Genomic DNA, 22005 nt, shown 5'->3' with positions numbered 1-22005 from the left:
CGACCATCTCGGCGAACCCGGCCGGATAGACGGTGGCGAGGTCCGCTCCGCCGAGCGACCGGTCACCGCGTCGAGTACCCGGGCGAGGCGGTCGTCGACGAGGTCGGGCCACCGTCAGCGGGGGCGCCCGAGACGGCCTCGTACACGGCACCGGGCCGCGCCTGACCGGGTTCCTCGGTCGCTCGTCTTCCGTCATCCTCACCCGGGCACTCCGGACATCAGCCGGGCATCAGCCCCTCCGGCCGATGTGCCGGCAGGTCGAGCACGTCGACCGGGTGCACGCCGGCCCCCAGGTGCGCGAGCCCCGCGCTGACCCCCCTCGACGCGAGCCGCTGCGCGGTCGCCACCGCTTCGACGAGCGGGACGCCCTGTGCCAGCAGCCCGGTGGTCAGCGCGGAGTGCGCACAGCCCGCCCCGTGCTCGCAGTTGGTCGTGTGCCAGTCACTCCCGAGCAGACGGTGGGTCGCCCCGTCGTAGAACCAGTCGCCGTTGTCCGTGGCGTCCGCCGTAACGACGACCGCGGGGGCGCCGAGGGCGACCAGCTCCTCGGCGAGCCCGCGGCGGTCGAGGTGCTCGGACCGCGCGCCGACCAGCAGCTCGGCCTCCCGCCGGTTGGGCGTGACGACGGCCGCCACCGGGAACAGCGACTTGACCAGCACGTCCCTGATCTCGTCGACGTCGGACAGGAACGCGCCCGCCGCGGTGACCAGGACGGGGTCGACCACGATCGGCACGGCCTGGGCCGCCAGCTCTTCACCGAGCAGACGCAACAGGTCGGCGCTCCATGCGGTGCCGACCTTGATCCCACGGATCGGCAGGTCGGTGAGCACGCACCGGAGCTGCTCGGCGACCAGGTCGAGCGGCAGCCCGTGCCTGGCGACCACGCCGGTCGTGTTCTGCGCGGTCACCCCGACGAGCACGGTGGCCGCGTAGCACCCGACCGACGCGAACGCCTTGATGTCGCCCTGCACCCCGGCCCCACCGCTGGAGTCGCTGGAGCCGATGGTGAGGCAGGCGATGGTCTGGTCGGTCACGGCATCATGCCGCCCGCGCGGCGCCGGCACCCATCACCTTCTCGATCGCGGCCGGCAGCTGCGGCAGGATCTCGCTCGGCTCGGTGAACTCCACGTATGCGACGTTCGCGAACGAGGCGAGCCCGGTGACGAGGAAGCTGTGCCGCGCGTCCTTCTCCAGCAGGACGACCATCGGCTTGCGGGTGGCGCTCGCCCAGCCGATCTCGACGTGCGTGCCCGGCGACACCGGCGGGCCGGGGTAACCGACCCAGATGTCCGCGGCGGCGATCTCGTCGAAGTCCAGCTTCGTGCACACGTCCGCGGTGAGGAACTCCTTGCCCCAGGCCTCCCTGCGGTGCGCGTTGTACACCTTGCAGCCCGCCTGCTCGAAGTAGTCGATCAGCATGGTGATCCGCTGCTGCGACGCCTCGTCCATCACGCCGGTCTTCTCGTCGACGAGGCCGTAGAACGGCCCGGCCACGAACACCGAGCGGATCCCGTTGTCGGCGAGGGACTTCGCTGTGTCGGTCATCTGCATCCTCCTGTGTGTTCCGCCGTCACGCGGCGTCGGTGTCCGGTTCGGACCGCAGCTGGGGCCACTTCGTGATCACCAGGTCGTAGTAGAGGTCGGGCAGCGCGGCGACGACGTAGGCGTCGACCTTCGTGCGGTGCCTGAGCTGGCGCTGGATCTCGAACAGCGCGACGACGTCGCGCCAGTATCCGGGCAGGTCCAGCCCGGCGAGCGCCACCGCGTCGAGCCGCACCGTGTCGGTGCGCAACAGTTCTTCCAGCCGCAGCACCTCGCGCACGTGCGGCCAGTTGTCCTCGGCGGGCATGCGCGGGAACGGCGGCGCCTCGGCGAGCGTCCGGCCGGCGACGTTCTCGGCCTCGCGCAGCACCCGGTGTCCCCAGGTGGCGTCGGACTCGTACACGTGGAACGAGCCGACCTGGTGGATGTAGGTGCCGACCGGGAGCCCGAGTTGGGTGGCCATCATCTCGAGCAGGAACGTGAACGAGAAGACGTCGGAGACCACACCGCGGAACGCGTCGTTGGCTCGCATGAAACCGACACCGTGCAACGCGTCGTCGCGGATCATGAACTGCAGCGCGAGCGTGCACGCTACGTCGATGTTGCCGGGGACCGTCAGCTCGGCGCCCTCGAAGATCTGCATGACCGCGCGCTTGCTGTCGTAGTCCTCGCGCAGTGTCGCGAGGACGCTGTCCCACTGGTTCGTCGGCGTGGCGCCGCCGCCGTGGTGGAAGATCCGGGGACCGTAGGCGGTGCCGGCGAGGGTCTCGCCGTCCTTGGAGTAGTTGGCGATGCTCGGCGCGTAGTAGCCGATGAAGTCCAGCCGGTCGGAGCCGGACAGGTACCACAGGGCCTCCGCGAAGTTGAAGATGATGTTGGTGCGCCTGCTCGGCAGCCAGACGTGGCGCTGCACGGGATCCTCGATGCGGAAGCTCACCCCCAGCCGCTCCCTGCTCGGGTTGCCCCGTGGCGTGTTGACGTACTCCGACGCGTAGTACGTGCGACGGAGCTGGTCCAGGTAGGCGGCCTGGAAATGGGCGAAGACGTCAGGCATCCGTTGTCTCCTTTCCGGTTCGGGCCGCCCGGCGCGCAGCGTCGAGCAGCCGGGACGGCGACAGCGGCAGGCCGGTCAACGTGCGGTTCAGCTCCGGCACGGCGGTCGCGACCGCGGACGCCACCGCGGCACCCGCCGCGGCGATGCCCGCCTCGCCGATCCCCTTGACACCCAACGGGTTCGTGCGCGCGGGGTGGTGGTTCTCCAACAACACGGTGACGTCCGGGACGTCGGCGGCGAACGGCAGGAGGTAGCCGTCGAGGCCGTCGGCGAGCAGCCCGCCGTCCTGGCCGTAGGCGAGTTCCTCGAGCAGCGCGGCGCCCACCCCCTGCACGACGCCTCCGGTGAGCTGCCCGGTGACCAGGTGCTCGTCGATGACATTGCCCGCGTCACAGACGATCGTGAGCTCCTCGACGCGCACGGTCAGCAGCTCCGGGTCGACGGCGACCGAGCACGCGAGCGCGCCGTAGGCACAGGTGTGCTCGTCGCTCGTGTACTCGGCGGCCACGACCGTGCCCGGGGTGAGTCCCTCCGCACGCAGCTTCGCCGCCGCGGCGGCGACCGCGTTGCCCGCCATCACCGCGCTGCGGCTGGCGAACGTGCCGATGCCCGCGCCGCCGCCGTCGGTGTCGCCACAGGACACCTCGACGCGCTCCGGCGCGATGCCCAGCTCCCGTGCCGCGACCAGCGCCCAGGCCGTCTCGTGGCCCTGACCGGACGGCGCGGACGCCGACTCGACGCGCACCCGGCCGTTGGCGAGCACGAGGAGCTTGGCGCGCTCGGTGCCACCCAGGCTGGACAGCTCGACGAACGGCACCACCGCGCGGCCGCGGGACAGGCCGTCGGCCGACGGCGGTGGCCCGGACAGCGCGCGCACGCGGTCGAACACGCCGAGGAAGTCCCCTTCCGGGTACTCGACCGGTCCCTCGCCGAAGGTGCCGACGGAGTACGGCAGATCGGCGTCGGTGAGCAGGTTGCGGCGGCGCAGCTCCTCCCGGTCGATGCCGAGCCGCTCGGCGAGGAGGTCGAGTGCGCGCTCACGGACGAAGTTGGCCTCGAAGCGCCCCGGCGCCCGCACGGTCCCCGACGGCGTCCGGTTGGTCAGCAGGCAGGTCGCCGTGGCGTGGTACGCCCCGAACCGGTACGGGCCCGGGAACGTGGCCGTCGCCTCGTCGGCCACGAGCGTCGTGAGTGGACGAACGTAGGCGCCCGCGTCGCTGACCACCTCGACCTCGGCGCCGAGAAGTGTGCCGGTCGCGGTGGCGGCGAGCCGCACGTGCCAGGTCTGCTCCCGCGAGTGGTTGATCGACACCAGGTGCTCGTCCCGGTCCTCGATCCACTTCACCGGGCGGTCGAGCAGCACGGCGGCCAGCGGCACCAGGATGTCCTCCGGGTACAGCTCGCCCTTGACCCCGAACGCGCCGCCGACGTCCCCCGGCGCCATCCTGATCCCGTCGACGGCGAGGCCGAGCGCCTTCGCCGTGGCGTCCCGGTTGCCGAACGGATTCTTCGTCGAGCCCCACACGGTGAACCTGCCGTCGGTGTCCCGGCCGGCCAGCAGCCCGCGCGGCTCCATCGGCAGCCCGGTCTGGCGCGGCACGGTGAACCGCTCGTCGAGCACCACGTCGGCGCGGGCGAACACGGTGTCGGGCAACGGTTCGCCCTGTGTGCGCGCCGGGACCGCGGCCGGGTCGCCCCGCAGCGGCACGTACTCGACGAACACCAGTTCGGCCGCGTCCTCGGCGACCGCGGGACTCTCGGCGACCACGACGGCGACCGGCTGGCCGACGTAACGCACCTCGTCGCGGGCGAGCGTCGGCTCGTCGCCGCCGGACAACATGGTGGCCGGGTCCGGCAGGTCGGCGGCGGTGAGCACCGCGACCACCCCGGACAGGCGCGCGGCCGCGGCGGTGTGCACCGCGATCGACGCGTGGGGGTGGGTGCTGCGCACGAACCGCGCGGCGAGCTGTCCTGGCAGGTTCCTGGTGGCCACGAACTCACCGCGCCCGGTCAGCAGCCGGTCGTCCTCCACCCGGCGCGGGGTGCGGCCCGCCGGTGCGGACGCCGCCGCGACGAGACCGGTGTAGCCGGTGCAGCGGCAGATGGTCTCCGACAGCGCGGCCCGCCCGACCGCGCCGTCGCCGATGGTCAGCGCGAACGCGGGACCGCAATATCCACATTGGACCGCCGAGCACCCGCTCATCGCCCGCCGGACCCCGGACAGCTCGGTGTCGTGGTCCCGGATCGTGCGCACCTGCGCGTCGTCGACCTGGACGGCGAGTACCGCGCACGAGCGGACGAGCCGCCCGTCGAGGCGCACCAGGCAGACCCCGCACGCGCCGGTCCCGCAGCCCACGTTGACCGGCGTGCCGTTGCGGCCGAGGAAGTCGGCGAGTGGCTCCCGCGCCTCGACGGCGCCCACGAAAGCCGTGCCGTCGACCCTGCAGTGGATCTCCCGCCGCGCGCTCATCCCGCGAGCCGCTCTCGTGCGGCCAGCAGCTCGTCGAGCGTCACGTCGGCGAGCGAGGACACGAGCTGGTCCGCGGCGTCCAGCGGCATCGCGGCCGTGACCTCGTTCGGCACCGCGACGCAGCGGATACCCGCCGCCTTCGCCGCCGCCACGCCGACCGGGGAGTCCTCGAAGGCGAGCGCGTCGCCCGGCGCGACGGACAACGCGTCGAGCGCGGCGAGGTAGGAGTCCGGTGCGGGCTTGCCGGCGCGCTTCCCGTCCTTGGACACGATCGCCGTGAAGTGGTCCCTGGCGAGCCCGGTGTTGGCGAGCTGCTCGTCGATCCACCAGCCCGGCGCGTTTGACACGATGGCGCACGGCACGCCGAGTGCCCTGGCCCGGTCGAGGTGTGCGAGCACGCCGGGGCGGACGGCGATGAGCGAGTCGCGGTGCCGCTTGCGCACGGGTTCGAGGTCCGCCCAGTCGAGCTGCCGCCCGACCAGCTCCTCCAGTCGCGCGATAGGCATGCACGGCCCGCGACCCGCGGCGACCTCGCCGAGCCAGTGCTCCAGGTCGAGCTCGTGGCCGTGCGAGTCGTACAACGCCTGCCAGGACCGGAGTCCGGCGAACTCGCTGTCGACCAGCAGCCCGTCGAAGTCGTAGAGCAGCGCACGCACGTCGGTCATCACGGCTCCAACACGATCCGGCCGACGGTGCCACCGACGGCGAGTTCCGCGAGCGCGCTGTCCGCGTCCGCGAGCGGGTAGCGCCGGGAGATGACCGCACGCAGGTCGCCCGCCGCGAGCAGGCGCACCGCCTCGTGGGCGTCGGCGAGGGTGGCGCCCACCGACCCGCGCACGACGAGCTCGCCGGTGACGACGCGGGCCACGTCCAGCGGTGCGGCCTGACCGGTGTAGCCGATCAACACGAGCCGGCCGCCGGTGCGGAGCAGGTCGGCGCACAGCGCCGGGGTGCGGTCGTTGCCCACCGTGTCGATGGCGACGTCCGCTCCCCCGGTCCGTGCCAGCACCTCGGCGACCAGGTCGTCGCCCGAGGGCAACGCGATGGCGCCGAGCTCGGCGGCCCGCGAGCGGCTGTCGGCGTGGGTGTCCACGGCGATCACCGTCGCGCCGTCGTGGAGCGCGAGTTGTACGACCGCGAGGCCGATGCCGCCCGCACCGACGACCACGACCGTCTCGCCGGGACGGATCCCGGCCACCGCGCGGCCGGCGTGCAGCGCGGTCGTGCCGGAACACCCCATGACGGCGGCGTCGGCGTAGTCGACGTGGTCGGGCAGCGGCACACAGCACCGCGCGGCGACAGTCATGAACTCCGCGTAGCCGCCGTCGGTGTCGAAGCCCCACTTCGCGTTGGGCGCGGGGCAGAGGTTCTCCTCGCCGGTGGCGCACGCCGCGCACTCGCCGCAGCCGTCGTAGTAGTAGACGAGCACGCGGTCACCGACGGCCACCGGCCCGGTCACCTCCGCGCCGACGGCGACGACGTCACCCGCGACCTCGTGACCGGGCACCAACGGGAACGGTGGCGGTTGCGGGACACCGTCGCGCAGGTGCAGGTCGGTGTGGCAGACACCGGCGGCCCGCACGGCGACGAGCACCTCGCGGGGGCCTGGCTCCGGCCGGGGCCGCTTGCCGATCCTCGGCGGCTCGCCGACGGCGTCGAACCAGGCGGCCCGCATCAGCGGCCCGGTCATGCCGCGGCCCCTGTCTCGTGTGCCGTGCCCGGCCAGTCGACATCCAGCTCCCACGCGGAGTCGAACACGTCGACCTGGTGCTGGAGGCTGCGCAGGTACAGCAGCTTCATCCGGTCCCGGCCCGCCTGGTCGGTGGCCGTCGCCCGGTCCTCCATCATGTTCGCGTGCGCCTCGGCCATCCGGTGCACGGCACGCATCACGTAGATGTCCGCCCACTTCTGGTACGCGGGCGGGCCCTGGATCCGCAGGCCCGCGAACCGCTCGCCGATCACCTTGGTGAACATCGCGCACGGCAACAGCGCGGACGCGATGTCCCCGATGTCGCCCTCCAGCGCCGTGCGCACCAGGTGGTTCGCGTACCCCTCCCGTGCGGGCGTGTACACAGCCGGGTCGATGCGTAGTTTCTCGCGGTAGCCGAGCTCGTCGAGCAGCTCCTGCTTGGCCGCCACCTCGTTCAGCACCCACACGTCGTCGAGGACCGTGGTGGCCGCCTTCGTCCACGCGGAGCCGGCGGGCGCCTTGGCGACGCCGAGCGCGAGTGTCCTGTGTAGATCGACGATGTAGGGCGCGTCGTTGACCTGGAAGGACACGAACTTCTCGACCGGCAACGTGCCAGCGGCCATCGACTCGATCCACGGGTGGTGGCGGTAGGCCTGCCAGACCGACGCCGCGTGTTCTTCACATTCCCCCACGAACGAACCCACGTCAGCTTCCTTTCCTCGCACGTGCCCTCGCCATCACCAGTGCTCTGCGCACCAGCACCCGCACCAGGTGCCTGCGGTAGTCCTCGGTCGCCAGTACGTCCCCGGCCGCCCGGACCCGCTCCGCCGCCATGTCCGCCGCATCGGCGAGGTCGCCGTCGTCGAGTCCGGTGCCGAGCAGGCCGTCGGCGACCTCGGGCAGCCGGGAGCCGTCGTGTCCCGACAGGAACGGCGCGACATCCGCGCGGACGCAGGTCCCGGACGCGTCGAGGCGCACCCGCGCCGCCACCCCGCCGATCGTCGCGCCGACCGCCCGCCTGCCTGCCTGCAGGAACGCGTGGCCGTCGGCCGGCAGCCAGACCGGGAACCGCACGGCGGCGACGAGAGCGGGCCGAGGGACGCCGCCATCGGCGAACAGCCGCACGGCGGACTCCTCCCGCGCGCCGTCGGTGTCGCGCAGCGTCACGGTCGCGTCGAGCACGGCGCACGCCGCGGCGAGCTGGGTCGCGGGCTCGCCGTTGGCCACGATCCCGGCGACGGTGCCGCGCTGTCTCGTCTGTGCCGTACCGGTGTGCGCGAGCGCGTCGGTCAGCAGCGGATTTCCCGCCCAGCGCAACAGAGTCTCCTGCCGGCAGGTCGCCCCGACCGACACGAACCCGCCGTCGTCCCCGATCACCGCCAACCCGCGAACGGCGTTGATGTCGACCAGGTGCGCGGGCCGGACCCGTCTGCGGCGCATGGCGGGCACCAGGCTCAGCCCACCGGCCAGCACCCGCGCGTCCGGGCAGTCCGCGAGTAGCGCGACGGCGTCGTCGACGGTGCGCGCGCGGTGGTACTCACAAGGCGCCGGCCACATCGGTTCGCCTCCCTGTCACCGTGAGGACCACGATCAGCGCCATGCCGCTCAGCGCGAAGCACGCGGCGGCGAGCTGCGGGCCCGCGTCGAGGTCGAGCAGCGCGGGGCCGAACTCCGGCACGAACCAGTCCAGCAGCCGCAACCCGTACGCGGCCGCGGCCGCCACGGCGACCACCGCCCATCCGACCGACCGCTCGCGCACCGCCAACGTGCCGAGCAGGATGACCACCGGGATCGTCCACACCCAGTGGTGCTCCCACGACACGGGCGACACCAGGCACGCGGTCAGTGCGCACACCAGGATCCCGCGCAGCCGCCTTCCGTTGCGGTGCAGCAAGATCGCGGCCCCGAGCCCGGCGACACCGACCACGACGGCGACGACGACCCACACCGGGTTGATCGTGGTGGCGGACCGTGTCAGCCGGGCGACCACACCGCGCAGCGACTGGTTGAACGGGCTCTCCGGCGTGCCGACCCGCTCCGGGGAGAACCCGGCGCCGAACCAGTACCGGACGGAGTCGCCGGGCAGCACGGCGAAACCGACCGCGACGCACAGCAGGAACGTCCCGAGCGCGGTGCGCGCGGACCGCACCCGGCCGGTGCAGGCCAGGTACACCACGAAGATCAACGGCACGAGCTTGAACGCGGCGACGACACCGACCCCGACGCCCTGCCAGCGCCTTCCTTCGCCACGCAACAGGTCGACCAGCACCACGAACATCAGCAGCAGGTTGATCTGCCCGAGGCTCAGGTCGCTGTCGACCGGGGAGCCGAACAGCGCACCGAACGTGAGCACGACGGTCGCGGCGGCACGCGGGCCGGTGCGGGTGACGCCGACCGCGCCGAGCGTCAGCCACACGGCCAGCTCGAGGAACAGGATCTCGAGCCCGGCCCACACCGCGGCGGGCACCACGAGCACCGGCACGAACAGCAAGGCGGCGATCGGTGAGTAAGTGAACGGAAGCCCGCCCCCGGTGGTCACGTCGTAGAGCGCGCCGCCGTGCAGCACGGTGTCCGCGCCGAGCCGGTAGACGTCGAAGTCGACCATCCAGAACGGCCAGTCGCGGTGCTGTCGGTAGGCGAGCACGCCGAACACCGCCCCCGCGACCATCGCGCCGAGTAGCAGCCAGCCGGTGCGCGACCGACCCGGCGCGATGTCGGGCGGTGTCGTCGTCGCGCCGGTCACGTCGTTGCCGCCTTCTCCTCGTCCGCGCGCAGTGCGTGCGCGGGCAGCCGGCGTTCCAGCGCGCTCATGGCGATGGTGCCGACCGCGGCGAGCACGCCGAGCGCCAGCCAGGGCAGCGTCCGTCCCGCGGTGAACAGCACGGTGAACAGCCCCGGCGCCAACACCATGGCGATGGTGAACGAGTACTGGAAGATCGCGAGGTACCGGCCGCGCAGCTCGGCGGGCGCGGCGGCCGCGGCCAGCGCGTTGGACACCGGAGCGTGGATCAGCTCGGCCACCGCGTAGAACACCATGCAGACCGCGAGGTAGGGCACGAGCACGCCGGCCGGCACCTCCACGGCGAGCGCGGAGGCGATCGCCCATACCGTCCACAGTGCGCCGGCGATGACGAGCGCGCGCACCCGGGACAGCGGCTTGACGAGACGCACGGCGACGGTCTGGCCGACGGCGAGCAGGATGGTGTTGCCGACGAGCAGCGGCCCGAGGAGCCAGCCCGGCGCCGCGACCCCGTCGACCAGGTACACCGGCAGCGCGATCCCGAGGAACACACTGCACAGCGCGAACACCGTGTTGGTGGCGATCAACGCCTGGTAGGGCCGGTCGGCGAGCAACACGCGGTAGCCGCCCCGCTCAGCGGCCGCGCGCTGCTGGCGACGCCCGGCCCGCACGAACAGCAACAGCACCCCGGCCGCGACGAACGTGACCGCGTTCGCGAGCACGACCAGGCGGAACAGGTCGTCGGTCGCGCCGGCCAGCAGCAGCCCGGACACGAGCCCGCCGACGCCGTAACCGGCCGTCTGCGTCATGCCGACGAGCGCGAACCACCGGTCCGGTGTCGTGCCGTCGCGTTCGGACAGGTCGGCGACGAGTGTGAAGACGGCCGACCAGAACGCGCGCTGGCCACAGGAGACGAGCATCGCGGCGAGCACCAGCGACACCGGCCCGGACACCGCGAGGTAGCAGAAGAACCCGAGCGCCTGCGCGAACTGGGCGAGGATCACCACGGAACGCGCGCCGAACCGGTCGACCGCCTGGCCGACCAGCACCGGCAGCGGCAGCGTCACGGCCGCCGCGACACTGAGCAGCACCCCGACCGTGGCCAGCGGGATCTCGGGTACCCGTGCGAAGTACAGCAGCGACATCGGCGTGAACAGTCCGGTGCCCAACGCGTCGATGGAGGTCGCCGCGAAGAACGGGAGGTTGCGGTTCGCCATGTCAGCCACCCGTCCCGAGCACTGGCCGGACCGGGACGACGGAGGCGGCGGCGCAGAGCATACTCGATCTATAAAACCGACCGCCCGGTTTGTCAATTCGGCTCGACCGAGCCTCGGGCGCGCCGTCACAACGGCAGGCAGCGCAGCAGCGCGAAGCCACGGCCATCATCCCCCTCCGCCACGAGCCGGCAGTGCGGCCGCAGCATCGCCGTTACGTACTCCGGATCCGTGGCCACCGGGGCGTCGAGCGCCGTCGACCACACCAGCACGACCTCGGCGCCGACACGCAGGCCCTCCAGCAGCAGTGCGGACATGTCGGCCGCGTTGAGCATCCGCCACAGGTCCACGTTCACCACGCGGTCGAACGATCCGTCCGCGAACGGCGTCGACACGCCGAGGAGGTGGCGGTTGTCCTCGTCCGGTGGATCCCCATGGTCACAACGGACTCCGGTGCGGTCGACGCCGAAGCCGAACCACAGTTCCCGTTCCGCCTTCGGCAACGCGGCGGCGACGGCCGCGCCGCGGACGACGCCGCCGCCCCGCATCGTGTCGAGACACCGCTCGTAGTGCGGCACCGCGCGGGCGACCCGCAGCGGCGGCGCGCCGAGCAGCTCGACGTCGAAGTGCCGGTACCGGTCCTTCATGTACGGGACGTAGCCCTGCGCACCGGCCCAGTCGGCGCGCCAGTCGCGGTAGTGCGGCAGGTGGTAGGTCAGCGCCGCCGGGTCGTACTCGAAATACCCCGACCCCCGCCCCTGGTGCAGGAAGATCCGGTAGGCCAGCTCGTTGTCCTCGTACCCCCAGCGGCGGAAGTCCTCGTTGAACCCGCCGACCGTGTCCAGCAGCTTGCGCGAGACGGACATGTTGTTGCAGTAGGCGAAAAGCCACGGCGTACGGCTGCTGGGGAACACGTCGGGCTCGAAACCGAGCTGGTAGCGCGGATCCTCCTCCAGCGCGCCGTGCCCGGACGGGAACCGGCCCGCGGTGAGCTCGGCGAGGGTGTCCCACTCCGGCTCTAGACGGCGCCCGAGCAGGATGTGACCGTCCGCGCGGTCGGCGAACCGGTCGTGGCGCGCCAGCAGGTCCGGGGCGCAGAAGGAATCCGCGTCCAGCAGCAACAGGTCGTCGTGCCGCGCGATCGCGATACCACGGTTGCGGGTGCGGGCGCGCCCGAGGTTCTCCTCGTTGCGCAGGTAGCGGATGTCCAGTACGTCCGAGAAGTGGGCGGCCTCCGCCGCGAGATCCTCCGTCGAGCAGTCGTCGACGAGGACGATCTCGAACTCGTCGGACGGAAGCGTCTGCGTGGTCAGCGACGACAGCGCCAGCCGTAGACCGCTCGCCTGGTTGTACGCCGGGATGACGACGGACAGCGACATGACGTCCTCCCCTCAGAGGTTCGCGACCGCGGGAAGAGGTCCCGTCCAGCGGAACTCGTCGGTGAGCACGTTCTCCCGGATCAACCCGGCGAGCCACGAGCTCCGCTCCCCCGGGCCCCAGCGGGTGCCGAGGCGAGGGAACGGCGCGGTGCGGTTGAGCAGCGCGGCCACCTCGGCGACCCCGTCCTCGACCGTCCGCTGTGGACGCCAGCCGTCGACCCGGTCGGTGAACCGGTCGAAGCACACGGTGTAGCTGCGCCGGTCCGGCGACCCGGTGAAGCGCACCCCGACGTCCGGGTACCGGGCCGTCACCAGGTCGGCCACCTGCCGGAGGCTGTAGTTGGCGCCCGGCACCCCGACGTTGAACACCTCGCCGAAGACCGCGGCGGAGTCGGCGGACAGCGTCTCGAGGATCGCCGACGCCGCGTCCCGCACGTGCAGCAGCGGCCGTTCGGCGCTGCCGTCGCCGGTCACGGTGACCTGGCCGTGGCGCCACGCCGTGCTCGTCATCCGGTTCACCAACAAGTCGTTGCGAAACGCGGGCGACGGCCCGTAGAGCGTCGCGAAGCGCAACGCGGTCGGGCACAGCCCGTTCGCGGTGAACGCGACGATCGCGCGTTCGGCCCAGAGCTTGCTGTGCGCGTACGCGGTCAGCGGACGCACGATGCCGTCCTCGGTGAGGTTCGGCTCCGCCGCGGCGCCGTAGACGCTGCACGACGACGCGAACACGAACCGTTCGACCCCCGCTTTGCTCGCCAGCCAGGCGAGTCGGATCGAGGCGCGCTGGTTGATCTCGACCGTCACCTCCTCCGACAGCTCGCCCGCGGCGTCGTTCGACAGGCCGGCGAGGTGCACCACGGCGTCATGCCCCCGCAGCTCCTCGACGGTGACGTCGCGGACGTCCCAGGCGGCCGACTCGTCGCGCTCGACGTCGAAGAAGCCCGCGTCGCAGCCCGTCACCTCGTGCCCCGCGGCGAGAAGCTCCTCGTGCACCACCGAGCCGAAGTAGCCCGCGTTGCCGGTGAGAAAGATCCGCATGCCCGCCGCCTCAGTCCACGACCAGGTCGGGGAACGGAACGATCAGATGCCCGCCCGCCTCGACGAACGCGGAAGCGTTGCGCCGCACCGAGTCCGCGTAGTTCCACGCGAACACCACGCAGTAGTCCGCCTTGCGCTGGTCGAGCCACTGCCTCCCGACCACCTCGATGCCGTCGCCGGGTGTGAACCGGCCGACCTTGCGCGGGTTGTCGTCGACGATCCACTCCAGGTACGGCCCGATGCCGGTCTGGCCGAGCAACGTCACCGCCCGCGCCGACGCCCCGTACCCGCAGATCGCCCTGCCGCGCGCGTGCAGCCCGGCGACGACGTCGTTCAGGCGGTCGGCGACCCTGAGCACGCGATCGGCGTAGCCGGTGAGGAAGGAACCGTCGGCGACACCCGCCTTTCGCTCGACGGCGAGCAACCGTGTCACCGCGGCCGAGGGCTCCGCCGGTTCGTGCCGCACCCAGCACCGCAGCGACCCGCCCTGGGTGTCGATCCGCTCGACGTCGACGAGGACAAGGCCCTGCCGGGCGAACGCGTTCCGCAGCACGTGTGCCGAGTAGTACGCGGTGTGCTCGTGGTAGACGAACTCGAAGACGCCACCGGCGACCATCGGCAGCACGTGCGCCACCTCGACCACGGCGGTCCCGTTCGGTGCCAGCAGCCGGGAGATGCCCCGGATCACCGCGTCGATGTCCCGGACGTGGGCCAGCACGTTGTTGGCCAGCACGACGTCGGAGTGCCCACGCTCGGCCACGATCCGGTCCGCCACGACGTCGTCGAAGAGTGCGACCTCGGTCGGCACGCCACGCAGCCGCGCCGCCTCGGCCAACGCGCCCGCCGGGTCGACACCGAGCACCTCGTGTCCGCGCTGCGCGAAGAGCGACAGAAGGGTGCCGTCGTTGGAGCCGATCTCGGTGACTCGGGCGCCCCGCACGAGGCCCAGCCGGGTGCTGACCTGATCGGCGAGCTCCCCGAAGTGCCGTACGAGTGCGGGCACGGCGCCGGTCGCGTAGCGGTAGTCGCTGAACAGTTCCGTGCGGTCCACGACGTCGCCGAGCTGCACGAGCCCGCAGGCGGCACAGTGCACGAGGTCGAGCGGGTGCCGCGCGAGTGCCTTCGCCTGTTCCGGCGTCGCGGCGAGGTGGTTGGCGGGTGGCGTCGGCTTCAGCGGGACGACGACGGACACGTCGGCGGAGCCGCAGAGCAGACAAACAGATCTCATGGGGTGACCTGTGGTCCGCTGTAGAGGTGGGAGATGTCGACCTGGTGCTGCAGCGGATCGACGCGGACGACCTCGCTCTCGTAGCGGTCCCCGCCACGGTCCACATCGGACAGCACGGCGATGACCGACCGCTCGGGGAACACCGTCGCGTGGGCGAGACCGCGAGGGCTCACCACGGCGCCACCCGGCTCGACGTCCAGCATCAGCATCTCGCCGTCTTCCTGCTGTTCGAGATAGATCATCCGCCCGGACACCACGTACATCAGATGGCTCTCGTGGTGGTGGTAGTGGTTACCCCGGACCGCGCCGACGGTCGACTCGATGATCATCGCGTGCGCCGTGGGGAACTCCGGCAGAGCGATGATCCGGCCACGCGCGTCGGCATAGATCCCTTCCGGCACCAGGATCTTGTCGGTGTTGTGCGTCAGTGCCACCTGTCGTCTCCTTGCGGTCAGCCGGTAAACGGGACACCGGATCCGAAGTGCTCCACCACGTCCGCCGCGCAGTCGCGGGCGACTCCCTCGTTCAGCAGCCACGTGCACACGACATGGGTGCGCCAACCCGCCGCCCCGAACGGCTCCCGCGCCGCGATCCGCTCCGCCTCGGCCGCCGTCGCGGCGGCGATGATGTACATGCCGCCCGCGTTGACGATCGGATGACCCGTCGCCACCGGTTGGCCGTAGTTCAGCGGACCGGCCGCGAACAGCCTGCCCTCGTCCTCCAGCTCGAGCTGCCACTGCAGGTGGGCACGCATCAGCTCACGCCCCGCCTCGCTGTCCGGCTCGTAGGCGTCGGTCGGTCGCATGAGCACGACGAACATCGGCAGGCACGCCATCCTGGCGTACACCTGTGCCGCCGTCAGGTGGCGCGTCATCGCTCCTCCAGCACCGTGGGGAGCACGGAAAGAAGCGCGGCGGCGGGCTCGCCGGCGACGAAGCCGTCGTGCAGGGTCCGGACCATCCGCTCGTACCAGTAGGCCCCGAGCGTCCGCCCGCTGTCGTAGCGCTCGAACGCCAGCTCGTAGACCCGCAGCACGAGGTCGCGATACGCCGCCTCGGCCGACTCCCCCGGTACCACCCAGCGCTTGCACATGAGCAGGTAGCCGTCGTGGAACATGCTCAACGCCCTGCGCCCGTCACCGACCGGGTCGGCGGACACGCTGTGCGCCGGGATGCGGTGGTACACCACGCCGACCCGGTCGAGATGCCCGAACCGGTACCCGTGCCCGCGGGCGAGCCGCAGCCAGAGGTCCCAGTCCTCACCGACGCGCAGCGCGGGGTCGAACCTCAGGGGCTCGGTCCGGTCGGCCCGCACCACCACCGCGGTGGTCGGGATGTAGTTGAGCACGGACAGGAAGCCGTCGTGGAACCCGTAGTCGAACGCGTGCGGCAGGTCGGGCGGCTCGGTCACGTTCGGGTCGATCCAGTGCTTGCTCACGCCGACCGTGGCGTACACGGCGTCCACGGCACCGCCGGTCAGCGTGTCGACCGCCGCGTCGAGGTGACCGGGAAGGTATAGGTCGTCGTCGTCGAGCAAGCCCAGGAACTCGCCCTCCGCGACCTCGATGGCGTGGTTGCGGGCCGCCGACGTGCCTACCGGCTCCTGGAACGCGAGGTGACGCACCGCCAGCCGGTCGCGGAACTCGTCGAGCACCGGGTCGACGGGCGCGCCACCGTCGTTCACCACCACGACCTCGACGTCGGCACGCCCCTGTGCGACGACGCTGGTCAGCGCCCTGCGCAGGGTGTCCTGGCGGTTCTTGGTCGGAATGATGACGCTCAGCCGGGGGTTCAACCGAGAGCTCCCCTCGCACGACGGTGTGTAGCGCGTCTCGCACACTCAGTCGCCGATGGTGCCCTCGGTTACTGGATCGAGCAACGGTTGTCAGACGAGTGCCGAGTGAGACACGAGGTGGCGACCGAGCCGCGCTCCTAGACTCGTCCGATGTGGACCGTCTGCGAATCGGGGTGCTCGGCTGCGCGGACATCGCCCGGCGCAAACTGCTGCCCGCGCTGGTGACCGACCCGTTCGTCGACGTGGTCGCGGTCGCCAGCCGCACGGCCGACCGGGCGCACGAGTTCGCCGGGCTGTTCGGCTGCGCGCCGGTCGTCGGCTACGCGGCGCTCCTGGCCCGCGCCGACCTCGACGCGGTCTACGTGCCGCTCCCGCCCGCACTGCACGCGCGGTGGGTACGTGCCGCGCTGGAGGCCGGAAAGCACGTCCTGGTCGAGAAACCGGCCGTGACCACCACCGCCGACGCGGTCACCGTCACACGACTGGCCGAGCGTCGCAGGCTGCTGCTCATGGAGAACTTCACGTTCCCGCACCACGGTCAGCACGTGGCGGTGAAACAAGCCGCGGGCACGATCGGCAGGGTCGCCACGTTCACGTGCGACTTCGGCATCCCGCCCCGCCCGGCGAGCGACACCCGCAACGATCCCGCGCTCGGCGGCGGCACACTGAACGACGTCGGCGTCTACCCGCTGCGCGCGGCACAACTGTTGCTGGGCGCCGATCTTGCGGTCGTCGGCGCGACATCCACTGTGGACGGCGAGCACGGTGTCGACGTGACGGGCTCCGCCTTGCTCCGCACCGCGGCGGGCGTCACCGCGCACCTGTCCTACGGCTACCGGCACTCCTACCGGGCGACGTACTCACTGTGGGGCGACGAGGGCCGCGTCGAACTGGAGAACGCCTTCGCGCCGCCACCCGAGCGCCGGACGGTGCTGCGCGTCGAGCGGCAGGACACCGTCACCGAACACACCCTCGCGGCCGACGACCAGGTCCGCAACGCCGTCGCCGCGTTCCGGCGGGCGGTGCGGGACCCCGAGGCGAGGTCGGCGCGCCGCACGGAGATCCTGCGGCAGGCCGCGCTTCTCGACGCCGTACGCGTGGCCGCGCAACGGTTCCAGGCCACTGTGGACGGTTCGGCCGACCCATGTCAGGGACATCCCTGATCTTTGCCCCGAGATGCGCCCCGGCTCGCGAATCGGGACCACCAGCAGCGGTCGACACGCGAGGTTCTGGTGGAGTTGTTGCCGGTTGCCTGAGTCCGCGAGCAAGCGGGTGGCCATGAAGTCACAGGCAGTTCTGCCGGGACGTCCATGGGTTACTCCATCACCACGGTGACCGCTTTGGTCTCGGTATACGACCAGAGCTCCTCGATCGACTCCTCCCTGCCGACGCCTGAAGACTTGACGCCGCCGAAGGGCAGTCCCCAGTAGTGCCGTGAGCTGCCGTTGATCCACACGTAGCCGGCCTGCAGTTCGCGGGCCAGTCGGTGGGCCCGCCGGACGTCGTTGGTGAACACTCCGGCGGTCAGGCCGTACTCGCTGCGGTTTGCGATCTCGACGGCCTCTTGTTCGGTGCGGAAGGTCAGGACGGACAGCACTGGTCCGAAGATCTCCGTCACGGCGGCGGGGTTCTCGGGGGCGAGTCCGCCGAGAACAGTGGGCGCGACGTACCAGCCGTCGGGGCCGACGGTGTCCGGACGGCCGCCGCCGGCCAGCACCTCGCCGCCGCCCGCGGTGCCCGCCGCGATCGCGTCAAGCGACTTGTCGTACTGGGCGCGGGAGATGACGGGCCCCATCTGCGTCCCTGGGTCGAGCGGGTGGCCGACCCGGATCGCCTGGACCTGTGCCACGACAGCGTCGACGACCTCACCGGCGACGGACTCGTGCACCAGGAGCCTGCTCGTCGAGCCGCATGACTGGCCCGCGGTGGCGGTGTAGTTCATGCCGGCAACGGCGGCGTCGACCGCGCGGCCGAGATCGGCGTCGGGCAGCACGATCAACGCGTTCTTGCCGCCCAGTTCGAGGCTGACGTACTTCACGCCGGCGTCGGCGGCGGCCCGCTGGATCATCCGGCCGGTGTGCGGGGCGCCGATGAACCCGATGCGCCGGATGAGCGGGTGCGCCACGAGGGCGGCGCCGCTGACCGCACCCCGCCCGCTGACGACCGCGCACAGGTCCGGCCCGAACACGTCGGTGGCCAGCTCTGCCATGCGCAGCGCCGACAGCGGTGTCTGGTCCGGTGCCTTCAGCACGACCGCGTTGCCTGCCACGAGCGGTGCGGCCACTTTGGACGCGGCGAAGAACAGCGGATGGTTGAACGGCACGATCCGGGCCACGACGCCGTAGGGCTCGCGCACGCTGTAGTGCAGGTTGCCGGACAACGGATAGGTGTCGCCGCCGAGCCGCAGCGCGTGGTCGGCCATGATGTCGACCATCGTGGCCGCGGCACCGACGTCCGCGCGCATCACCGGCAGCGGGAAGCCCGCGTCGATCGCGTCGATCGTGGCCAGTTCTTCCTCGTGCGCACGCAACAAGTCGGCGAACGCCCGCACCTTGGCCGCTCGTACACGCGGCGGCAGCGCCGCCCACGCGGGCTGCGCCCGTGCCGCCGCCCGCACGACCCGGTCTACTTCGGCCGGTGAGCAGTCGGGCGCGTCGGTCAACCTGCGCCCGGTGGCCGGCTCCTCGACCTCGTAACGGCTCTCGGTGGGCATCGGCTTTCCGGCCAGTTGCACCTCCCACGGCCGGTCGACGGCGGCGAGGCTTTGTTCGAGCGCGGTCATGTCGTGGTTCCTCCGGGTCAGCGGTGGATCAGGCCGCCGCTGACGGACAGGACCTGTCCGGTCACCCAGCGGCTGTCGCGGGAGAGCAGGAACGCGACCACCCCGACGATGTCCTCGGGTTCGGCGTCCCGGTGCAGCGCCTGCGCGGCGTGCATGGCGGCCTTCTGCCCCGCCGAGACGGTCCCGCGTGGCACCTCGGTGTAGGTGGGGCCCGGTGAGATCGCGTTGACTCGGATCCCGTCGTCGCCCAGTTCGTGCGACATCGAGTACGTCATGGCGGTCACGCCGCCCTTGCTCGCGGTGTAGTGCAGGTAGCCGGAGCGGCCGAGCCACACCGCGTCGGACGCGACGTTGACGACGCTCGCGTCGCCTGCCCGGCGCAACGCGGGCAGCAGGGCGGCGGTGAGCAGGAACGGGCCACGCAGGTTGACCGCCATCAGCCGGTCCCACTCGTCGACCGGGATTTCCCAGAAGGGCCGCATGGTGATCGTGGAAAAGATGGCCGCGTTGTTCACCAGCCCGTGCACGGCGTCGAACTCGGCGTCAACGTACTCGGCCAACGCGGTGCAGGATGCCGGGTCGCCGACGTCGAGATGGTGGTGACGAGCGTTGCCGCCCTTCTCGGTGACCTCTGCGGCGACGTGCTCTCCTGCTTCGGTGTTGAGGTCCGCGATGACCACGGTGGCCCCATCGGCGGCGACGCGGTGGGCGTAGGCGCGGCCCAGTCCCTGGCCCGCGCCCGTGATGACGACCGTGCGTCCCGCCAGTGGCGCGGTCACGGCCGCACCGCCCAAGACCGGTGCCGCGAGGTCGGTTCGTCGCCGGGCACGATCTCGGCCTGCAGCTGGGTGAGGCATTCGGGGCAGAGGGTTCGGCGCAACACCACCGGCCGGTCGGCGAACAGGCTGGCGTCGGCACGGACCGACGGGCCTGCCGTACGCGGCTCGGTCTCCCGGACCCGGGCGTCGCGCAGCGGCCGTTCCGCGTCGCCGAGCACGTGCCCGCAGTGCCGGCAGGTGACCGTCCCGTCGGGGTGCAGTTCGAGGTTGTCGTCGATGTGGACGGTCATGTGGTCGCCTCCTGCCGGTCGTCGTCCAGATCGTCGTCCAGGCCGGCGCGGCTGCGCCGGAGGGCGGCACGGCAGGCACGAGTCGCGTCCTCGTCGACGGCGCCGTCCGCGGTGAGCACCACGCCATACACGTCTTCGGCGCCGCGGTGGGACACCTTGTGCGCGACGACGTCTGCCGCGACCGCGGCGGGGTCGCGGAGCAGCGGATCACCGTATCCGCCGCCGCCCTGCCAGTGGGTGAAGTAGACGTCGTCGGGTCCCAGGTCGGTCTCGTGATGCGTGGGCAACAGGTCCGGTGCGCCACCGATGTCCTCGAGCGACGCCGGTATGCGGCCAGCCGCGAGGTGGTCGCGCACCGAGGTCGTGCGCAGCAGCACGTCGTGCTGTGTGCCCGCGGGAAGGCCGCCGGCGATGCCACCGGCGAGGGGCAGTGCCTTACCGGGAGCGGACACCACGAGGTGCACTCCGCCCAACGGGCTGTCGTACGGGATGAAGCAGCTCGACGCGCCGACGCCACCCCGGTAACGCCCCGCGCCGCCGGAGTCGGGCTCCTCCCTGCGCCACAGGTAGAGCATGGGGAAGCTGAACTCGTTCATCTCCACGTCGGCGACCCGGCCCATCGGGATGCACGCCAGTCCCCCGGTGTCGACGCCGTCGGCGTGGGTCCGGGCACCGAGCCCGCCGGCCATCGAGTCGCACAACATGGTGACGAACCCGCCGCCACGCTGGTCGACGCCGGCGAGCAGCGCGAAGTCCCAGGTCCCGCAGCAGACGCTCATAAGCCGCTTGCGGTGCTCGGGGTGGGCGTCGAGCATCCCGGCGAGACATTCGGTCACCACGTTGGTCGTCGCCCACGCCGAGGCCACCGACGCCTTGCCGATGCCAGCGGGGAAGGTGCAGTTGTTGATCGTGCCGGGCTCGCTGACGATCTCCAGGCAGCGGTAGAGCCCGCCGGGCGCCCAGGGGATGTCGCCACAGAGGGTGGTCAGCAGCACCGGCATGATGCCGCCGCGCAGACCCGCGTACGTGCAGTTGATCAGGCCGTCGACCTGGGGGTCGGTGCCGGTGAAGTCAAAGGCGAGGCGATCGGCGGTCTTGGTCAGCGTGCACACGATCTTGTAGATGCCCCGGTCGCCCGCGCGTGCGGAGTCCTGGTGCGCAACGGAGGTCCATGACCCGTCCGGCAGCTCGGACAGCTTGTCGCGCAGCCGGGTCTCCGCGTCGTCGAGCACGCGCCGCATCACGGCCTTGACCGTGTCTGCGCCGTACTTGTCGCACAGCGCCCGCAACCGCTCGTGGGCGACGTTGTTGGCGCCGATTTTGGCCCGCAGGTCGAGCGCCACCAGCTTGGGCACCCGGGACCGGCGCAGGTACATGTCCTCGATGTCGTCGCGGATCTCACCACCCTCGACGATCTTGACCGGCGGTGTCGGCACCGACTCCCAGAACACATCGGTGGCGCCGACCGACCAGCTGCCCGGCGACACACCGCCGAGGTCGACCTGGTGGGCGACCGCGCCGGTCCATGCGAACAGCTCGCCGTCGACGAACAGCGGCGCGAACAGACTGACGTCGTTCTGGTGCAGGCCACCGCCGACCCAGGGGTCGTTGCACAGGAACATGTCGCCGGGGCCGATGCCGGGCCGGGCCGCGCGGTGGCGCAGCGTCCAGCCCGTCGCCATGTCGAGCGAAGCCGCCAGCTCGGTGTTGTAGTGGCCGACCTGGACGACGTCCCCGACCTCGTCCATGATCGCGGCGTCGAAGTCGTTGCAGTCGGTCACCACGACCGAGCCGGACATCCGCTTGAGCGCCTCGCCCATCTCCTCGGTGATCGAGGTGAGGCGGTGGCGGATCACCTCGTAGGTGAGCGGATCGAGGTCGTCGACCACCGACCGGGCGACGTCGTGCAGGCGCACGGCGTCGCCCACGATCCGGCGGGTCTCAGCGGGCGTGGCGGGCAGCTCGGCGAACTCCTCGGCGCCGGCGACCGGGATGACGGGCATCG

At 71.7% G+C, this 22005-nt stretch carries 21 protein-coding genes; 1 reads left to right on the top strand and 20 read right to left on the bottom strand.

Translation table 11 applies throughout. The features are described 5' to 3' along the window. Positions 1–218: 218 nt before the first annotated feature. The 16 genes from thiD to VGD70_RS09620 all read right to left on the bottom strand — a co-directional run bounded on the left by thiD (position 219) and on the right by VGD70_RS09620 (position 16149). Positions 219–1034: a bifunctional hydroxymethylpyrimidine kinase/phosphomethylpyrimidine kinase gene (gene thiD / locus VGD70_RS09695; RefSeq protein WP_331080269.1), complete on the bottom strand. Its 816-nt coding sequence runs from the start codon at positions 1032–1034 to the stop codon at positions 219–221. A 4-nt stretch (positions 1035–1038) separates the two neighbouring features. Further along, entirely contained in the window at positions 1039–1545 is a 507-nt protein-coding gene (locus VGD70_RS09690; protein WP_331080267.1) for a nucleoside 2-deoxyribosyltransferase, read from the bottom strand. A gap of 25 nt (positions 1546–1570) precedes the next feature. Then, positions 1571–2596, bottom strand: coding sequence for a thymidylate synthase (locus tag VGD70_RS09685; RefSeq protein ID WP_331080265.1), 1026 nt, complete (start codon positions 2594–2596; stop codon positions 1571–1573). After that, the gene (locus VGD70_RS09680) at positions 2589–5066 is read right to left on the bottom strand and encodes a molybdopterin-dependent oxidoreductase (protein WP_331080263.1); all 2478 of its coding nucleotides are present in this window, start codon (positions 5064–5066) and stop codon (positions 2589–2591) included. The genes VGD70_RS09685 and VGD70_RS09680 overlap by 8 nt, the downstream gene beginning before the upstream one ends. Further along, on the bottom strand, positions 5063–5731 hold the full coding sequence (locus VGD70_RS09675; protein ID WP_331080261.1) for an HAD family phosphatase: 669 nt from the start codon (positions 5729–5731) through the stop codon (positions 5063–5065). The genes VGD70_RS09680 and VGD70_RS09675 overlap by 4 nt, the downstream gene beginning before the upstream one ends. Beyond that, positions 5731–6756, bottom strand: a complete 1026-nt coding sequence (locus VGD70_RS09670) for an alcohol dehydrogenase catalytic domain-containing protein (RefSeq protein ID WP_331080259.1) — start codon at positions 6754–6756, stop codon at positions 5731–5733. The genes VGD70_RS09675 and VGD70_RS09670 overlap by 1 nt, the downstream gene beginning before the upstream one ends. Next, positions 6753–7460, bottom strand: coding sequence for a hypothetical protein (locus VGD70_RS09665; RefSeq protein WP_331080257.1), 708 nt, complete (start codon positions 7458–7460; stop codon positions 6753–6755). Before VGD70_RS09665 ends, VGD70_RS09670 begins: the two co-directional genes overlap by 4 nt. Before the next feature lies 1 nt (position 7461). Further along, positions 7462–8313, bottom strand: a complete 852-nt coding sequence (locus VGD70_RS09660; RefSeq protein ID WP_331080255.1) for an FAD binding domain-containing protein — start codon at positions 8311–8313, stop codon at positions 7462–7464. Then, positions 8294–9499, bottom strand: a complete 1206-nt coding sequence (locus tag VGD70_RS09655) for a glycosyltransferase 87 family protein (RefSeq protein ID WP_331080253.1) — start codon at positions 9497–9499, stop codon at positions 8294–8296. The genes VGD70_RS09660 and VGD70_RS09655 overlap by 20 nt, the downstream gene beginning before the upstream one ends. Then, the gene (locus tag VGD70_RS09650) at positions 9496–10713 is read right to left on the bottom strand and encodes an MFS transporter (RefSeq protein ID WP_331080251.1); all 1218 of its coding nucleotides are present in this window, start codon (positions 10711–10713) and stop codon (positions 9496–9498) included. The genes VGD70_RS09655 and VGD70_RS09650 overlap by 4 nt, the downstream gene beginning before the upstream one ends. Positions 10714–10838: 125 nt before the next feature. Continuing rightward, positions 10839–12089 carry a glycosyltransferase gene (locus VGD70_RS09645; protein WP_331080249.1) on the bottom strand — a complete coding sequence of 417 codons (1251 nt, stop codon included), beginning with the start codon at positions 12087–12089 and terminating at the stop codon, positions 10839–10841. A gap of 12 nt (positions 12090–12101) precedes the next feature. Next, entirely contained in the window at positions 12102–13127 is a 1026-nt protein-coding gene (locus VGD70_RS09640; protein ID WP_331080247.1) for an SDR family oxidoreductase, read from the bottom strand. Positions 13128–13137: 10 nt separating this feature from the next. Beyond that, the gene (locus VGD70_RS09635) at positions 13138–14355 is read right to left on the bottom strand and encodes a class I SAM-dependent methyltransferase (RefSeq protein WP_331080245.1); all 1218 of its coding nucleotides are present in this window, start codon (positions 14353–14355) and stop codon (positions 13138–13140) included. After that, positions 14352–14789, bottom strand: coding sequence for a cupin domain-containing protein (locus tag VGD70_RS09630; RefSeq protein ID WP_331080243.1), 438 nt, complete (start codon positions 14787–14789; stop codon positions 14352–14354). Before VGD70_RS09630 ends, VGD70_RS09635 begins: the two co-directional genes overlap by 4 nt. 17 nt (positions 14790–14806) lie before the next feature. After that, positions 14807–15229: a YciI family protein gene (locus VGD70_RS09625; protein WP_331080241.1), complete on the bottom strand. Its 423-nt coding sequence runs from the start codon at positions 15227–15229 to the stop codon at positions 14807–14809. Beyond that, positions 15226–16149 (bottom strand): glycosyltransferase, encoded by a 924-nt coding sequence (locus tag VGD70_RS09620; RefSeq protein ID WP_331080239.1) that lies wholly within the window; start codon positions 16147–16149, stop codon positions 15226–15228. The genes VGD70_RS09625 and VGD70_RS09620 overlap by 4 nt, the downstream gene beginning before the upstream one ends. A 152-nt stretch (positions 16150–16301) precedes the next feature. Between VGD70_RS09620 and VGD70_RS09615 the strand changes: the two genes are divergently transcribed. Beyond that, the gene (locus VGD70_RS09615; RefSeq protein WP_331080237.1) at positions 16302–17312 is read left to right on the top strand and encodes a Gfo/Idh/MocA family oxidoreductase; all 1011 of its coding nucleotides are present in this window, start codon (positions 16302–16304) and stop codon (positions 17310–17312) included. A 152-nt stretch (positions 17313–17464) separates the two neighbouring features. On the opposite strand, the gene VGD70_RS09610 is transcribed toward VGD70_RS09615, so the two are convergent. From VGD70_RS09610 to VGD70_RS09595, 4 genes are read right to left on the bottom strand one after another with little or no spacing between them, the layout of a single operon-like run. Further along, positions 17465–18931, bottom strand: a complete 1467-nt coding sequence (locus VGD70_RS09610; RefSeq protein WP_331080235.1) for an aldehyde dehydrogenase family protein — start codon at positions 18929–18931, stop codon at positions 17465–17467. Between the two features lie 17 nt (positions 18932–18948). Next, positions 18949–19710 carry an SDR family NAD(P)-dependent oxidoreductase gene (locus tag VGD70_RS09605; protein ID WP_331080233.1) on the bottom strand — a complete coding sequence of 254 codons (762 nt, stop codon included), beginning with the start codon at positions 19708–19710 and terminating at the stop codon, positions 18949–18951. Further along, a complete protein-coding gene (locus VGD70_RS09600; protein ID WP_331080231.1) occupies positions 19707–20000 on the bottom strand; it encodes an acetone carboxylase subunit gamma in 294 nt (97 codons plus the stop codon). The genes VGD70_RS09605 and VGD70_RS09600 overlap by 4 nt, the downstream gene beginning before the upstream one ends. Further along, positions 19997–22003 (bottom strand): hydantoinase B/oxoprolinase family protein, encoded by a 2007-nt coding sequence (locus VGD70_RS09595; protein WP_331080229.1) that lies wholly within the window; start codon positions 22001–22003, stop codon positions 19997–19999. Before VGD70_RS09595 ends, VGD70_RS09600 begins: the two co-directional genes overlap by 4 nt. Positions 22004–22005 lie beyond the last annotated feature (2 nt).

The organism is Actinophytocola sp. (genome assembly GCF_036402745.1).
In the GTDB taxonomy this organism is placed as follows: domain Bacteria; phylum Actinomycetota; class Actinomycetes; order Mycobacteriales; family Pseudonocardiaceae; genus Actinophytocola.
Note: the sequence above shows the minus strand (reverse complement) of the source record. Positions and strands in the feature narration are given on the sequence as shown.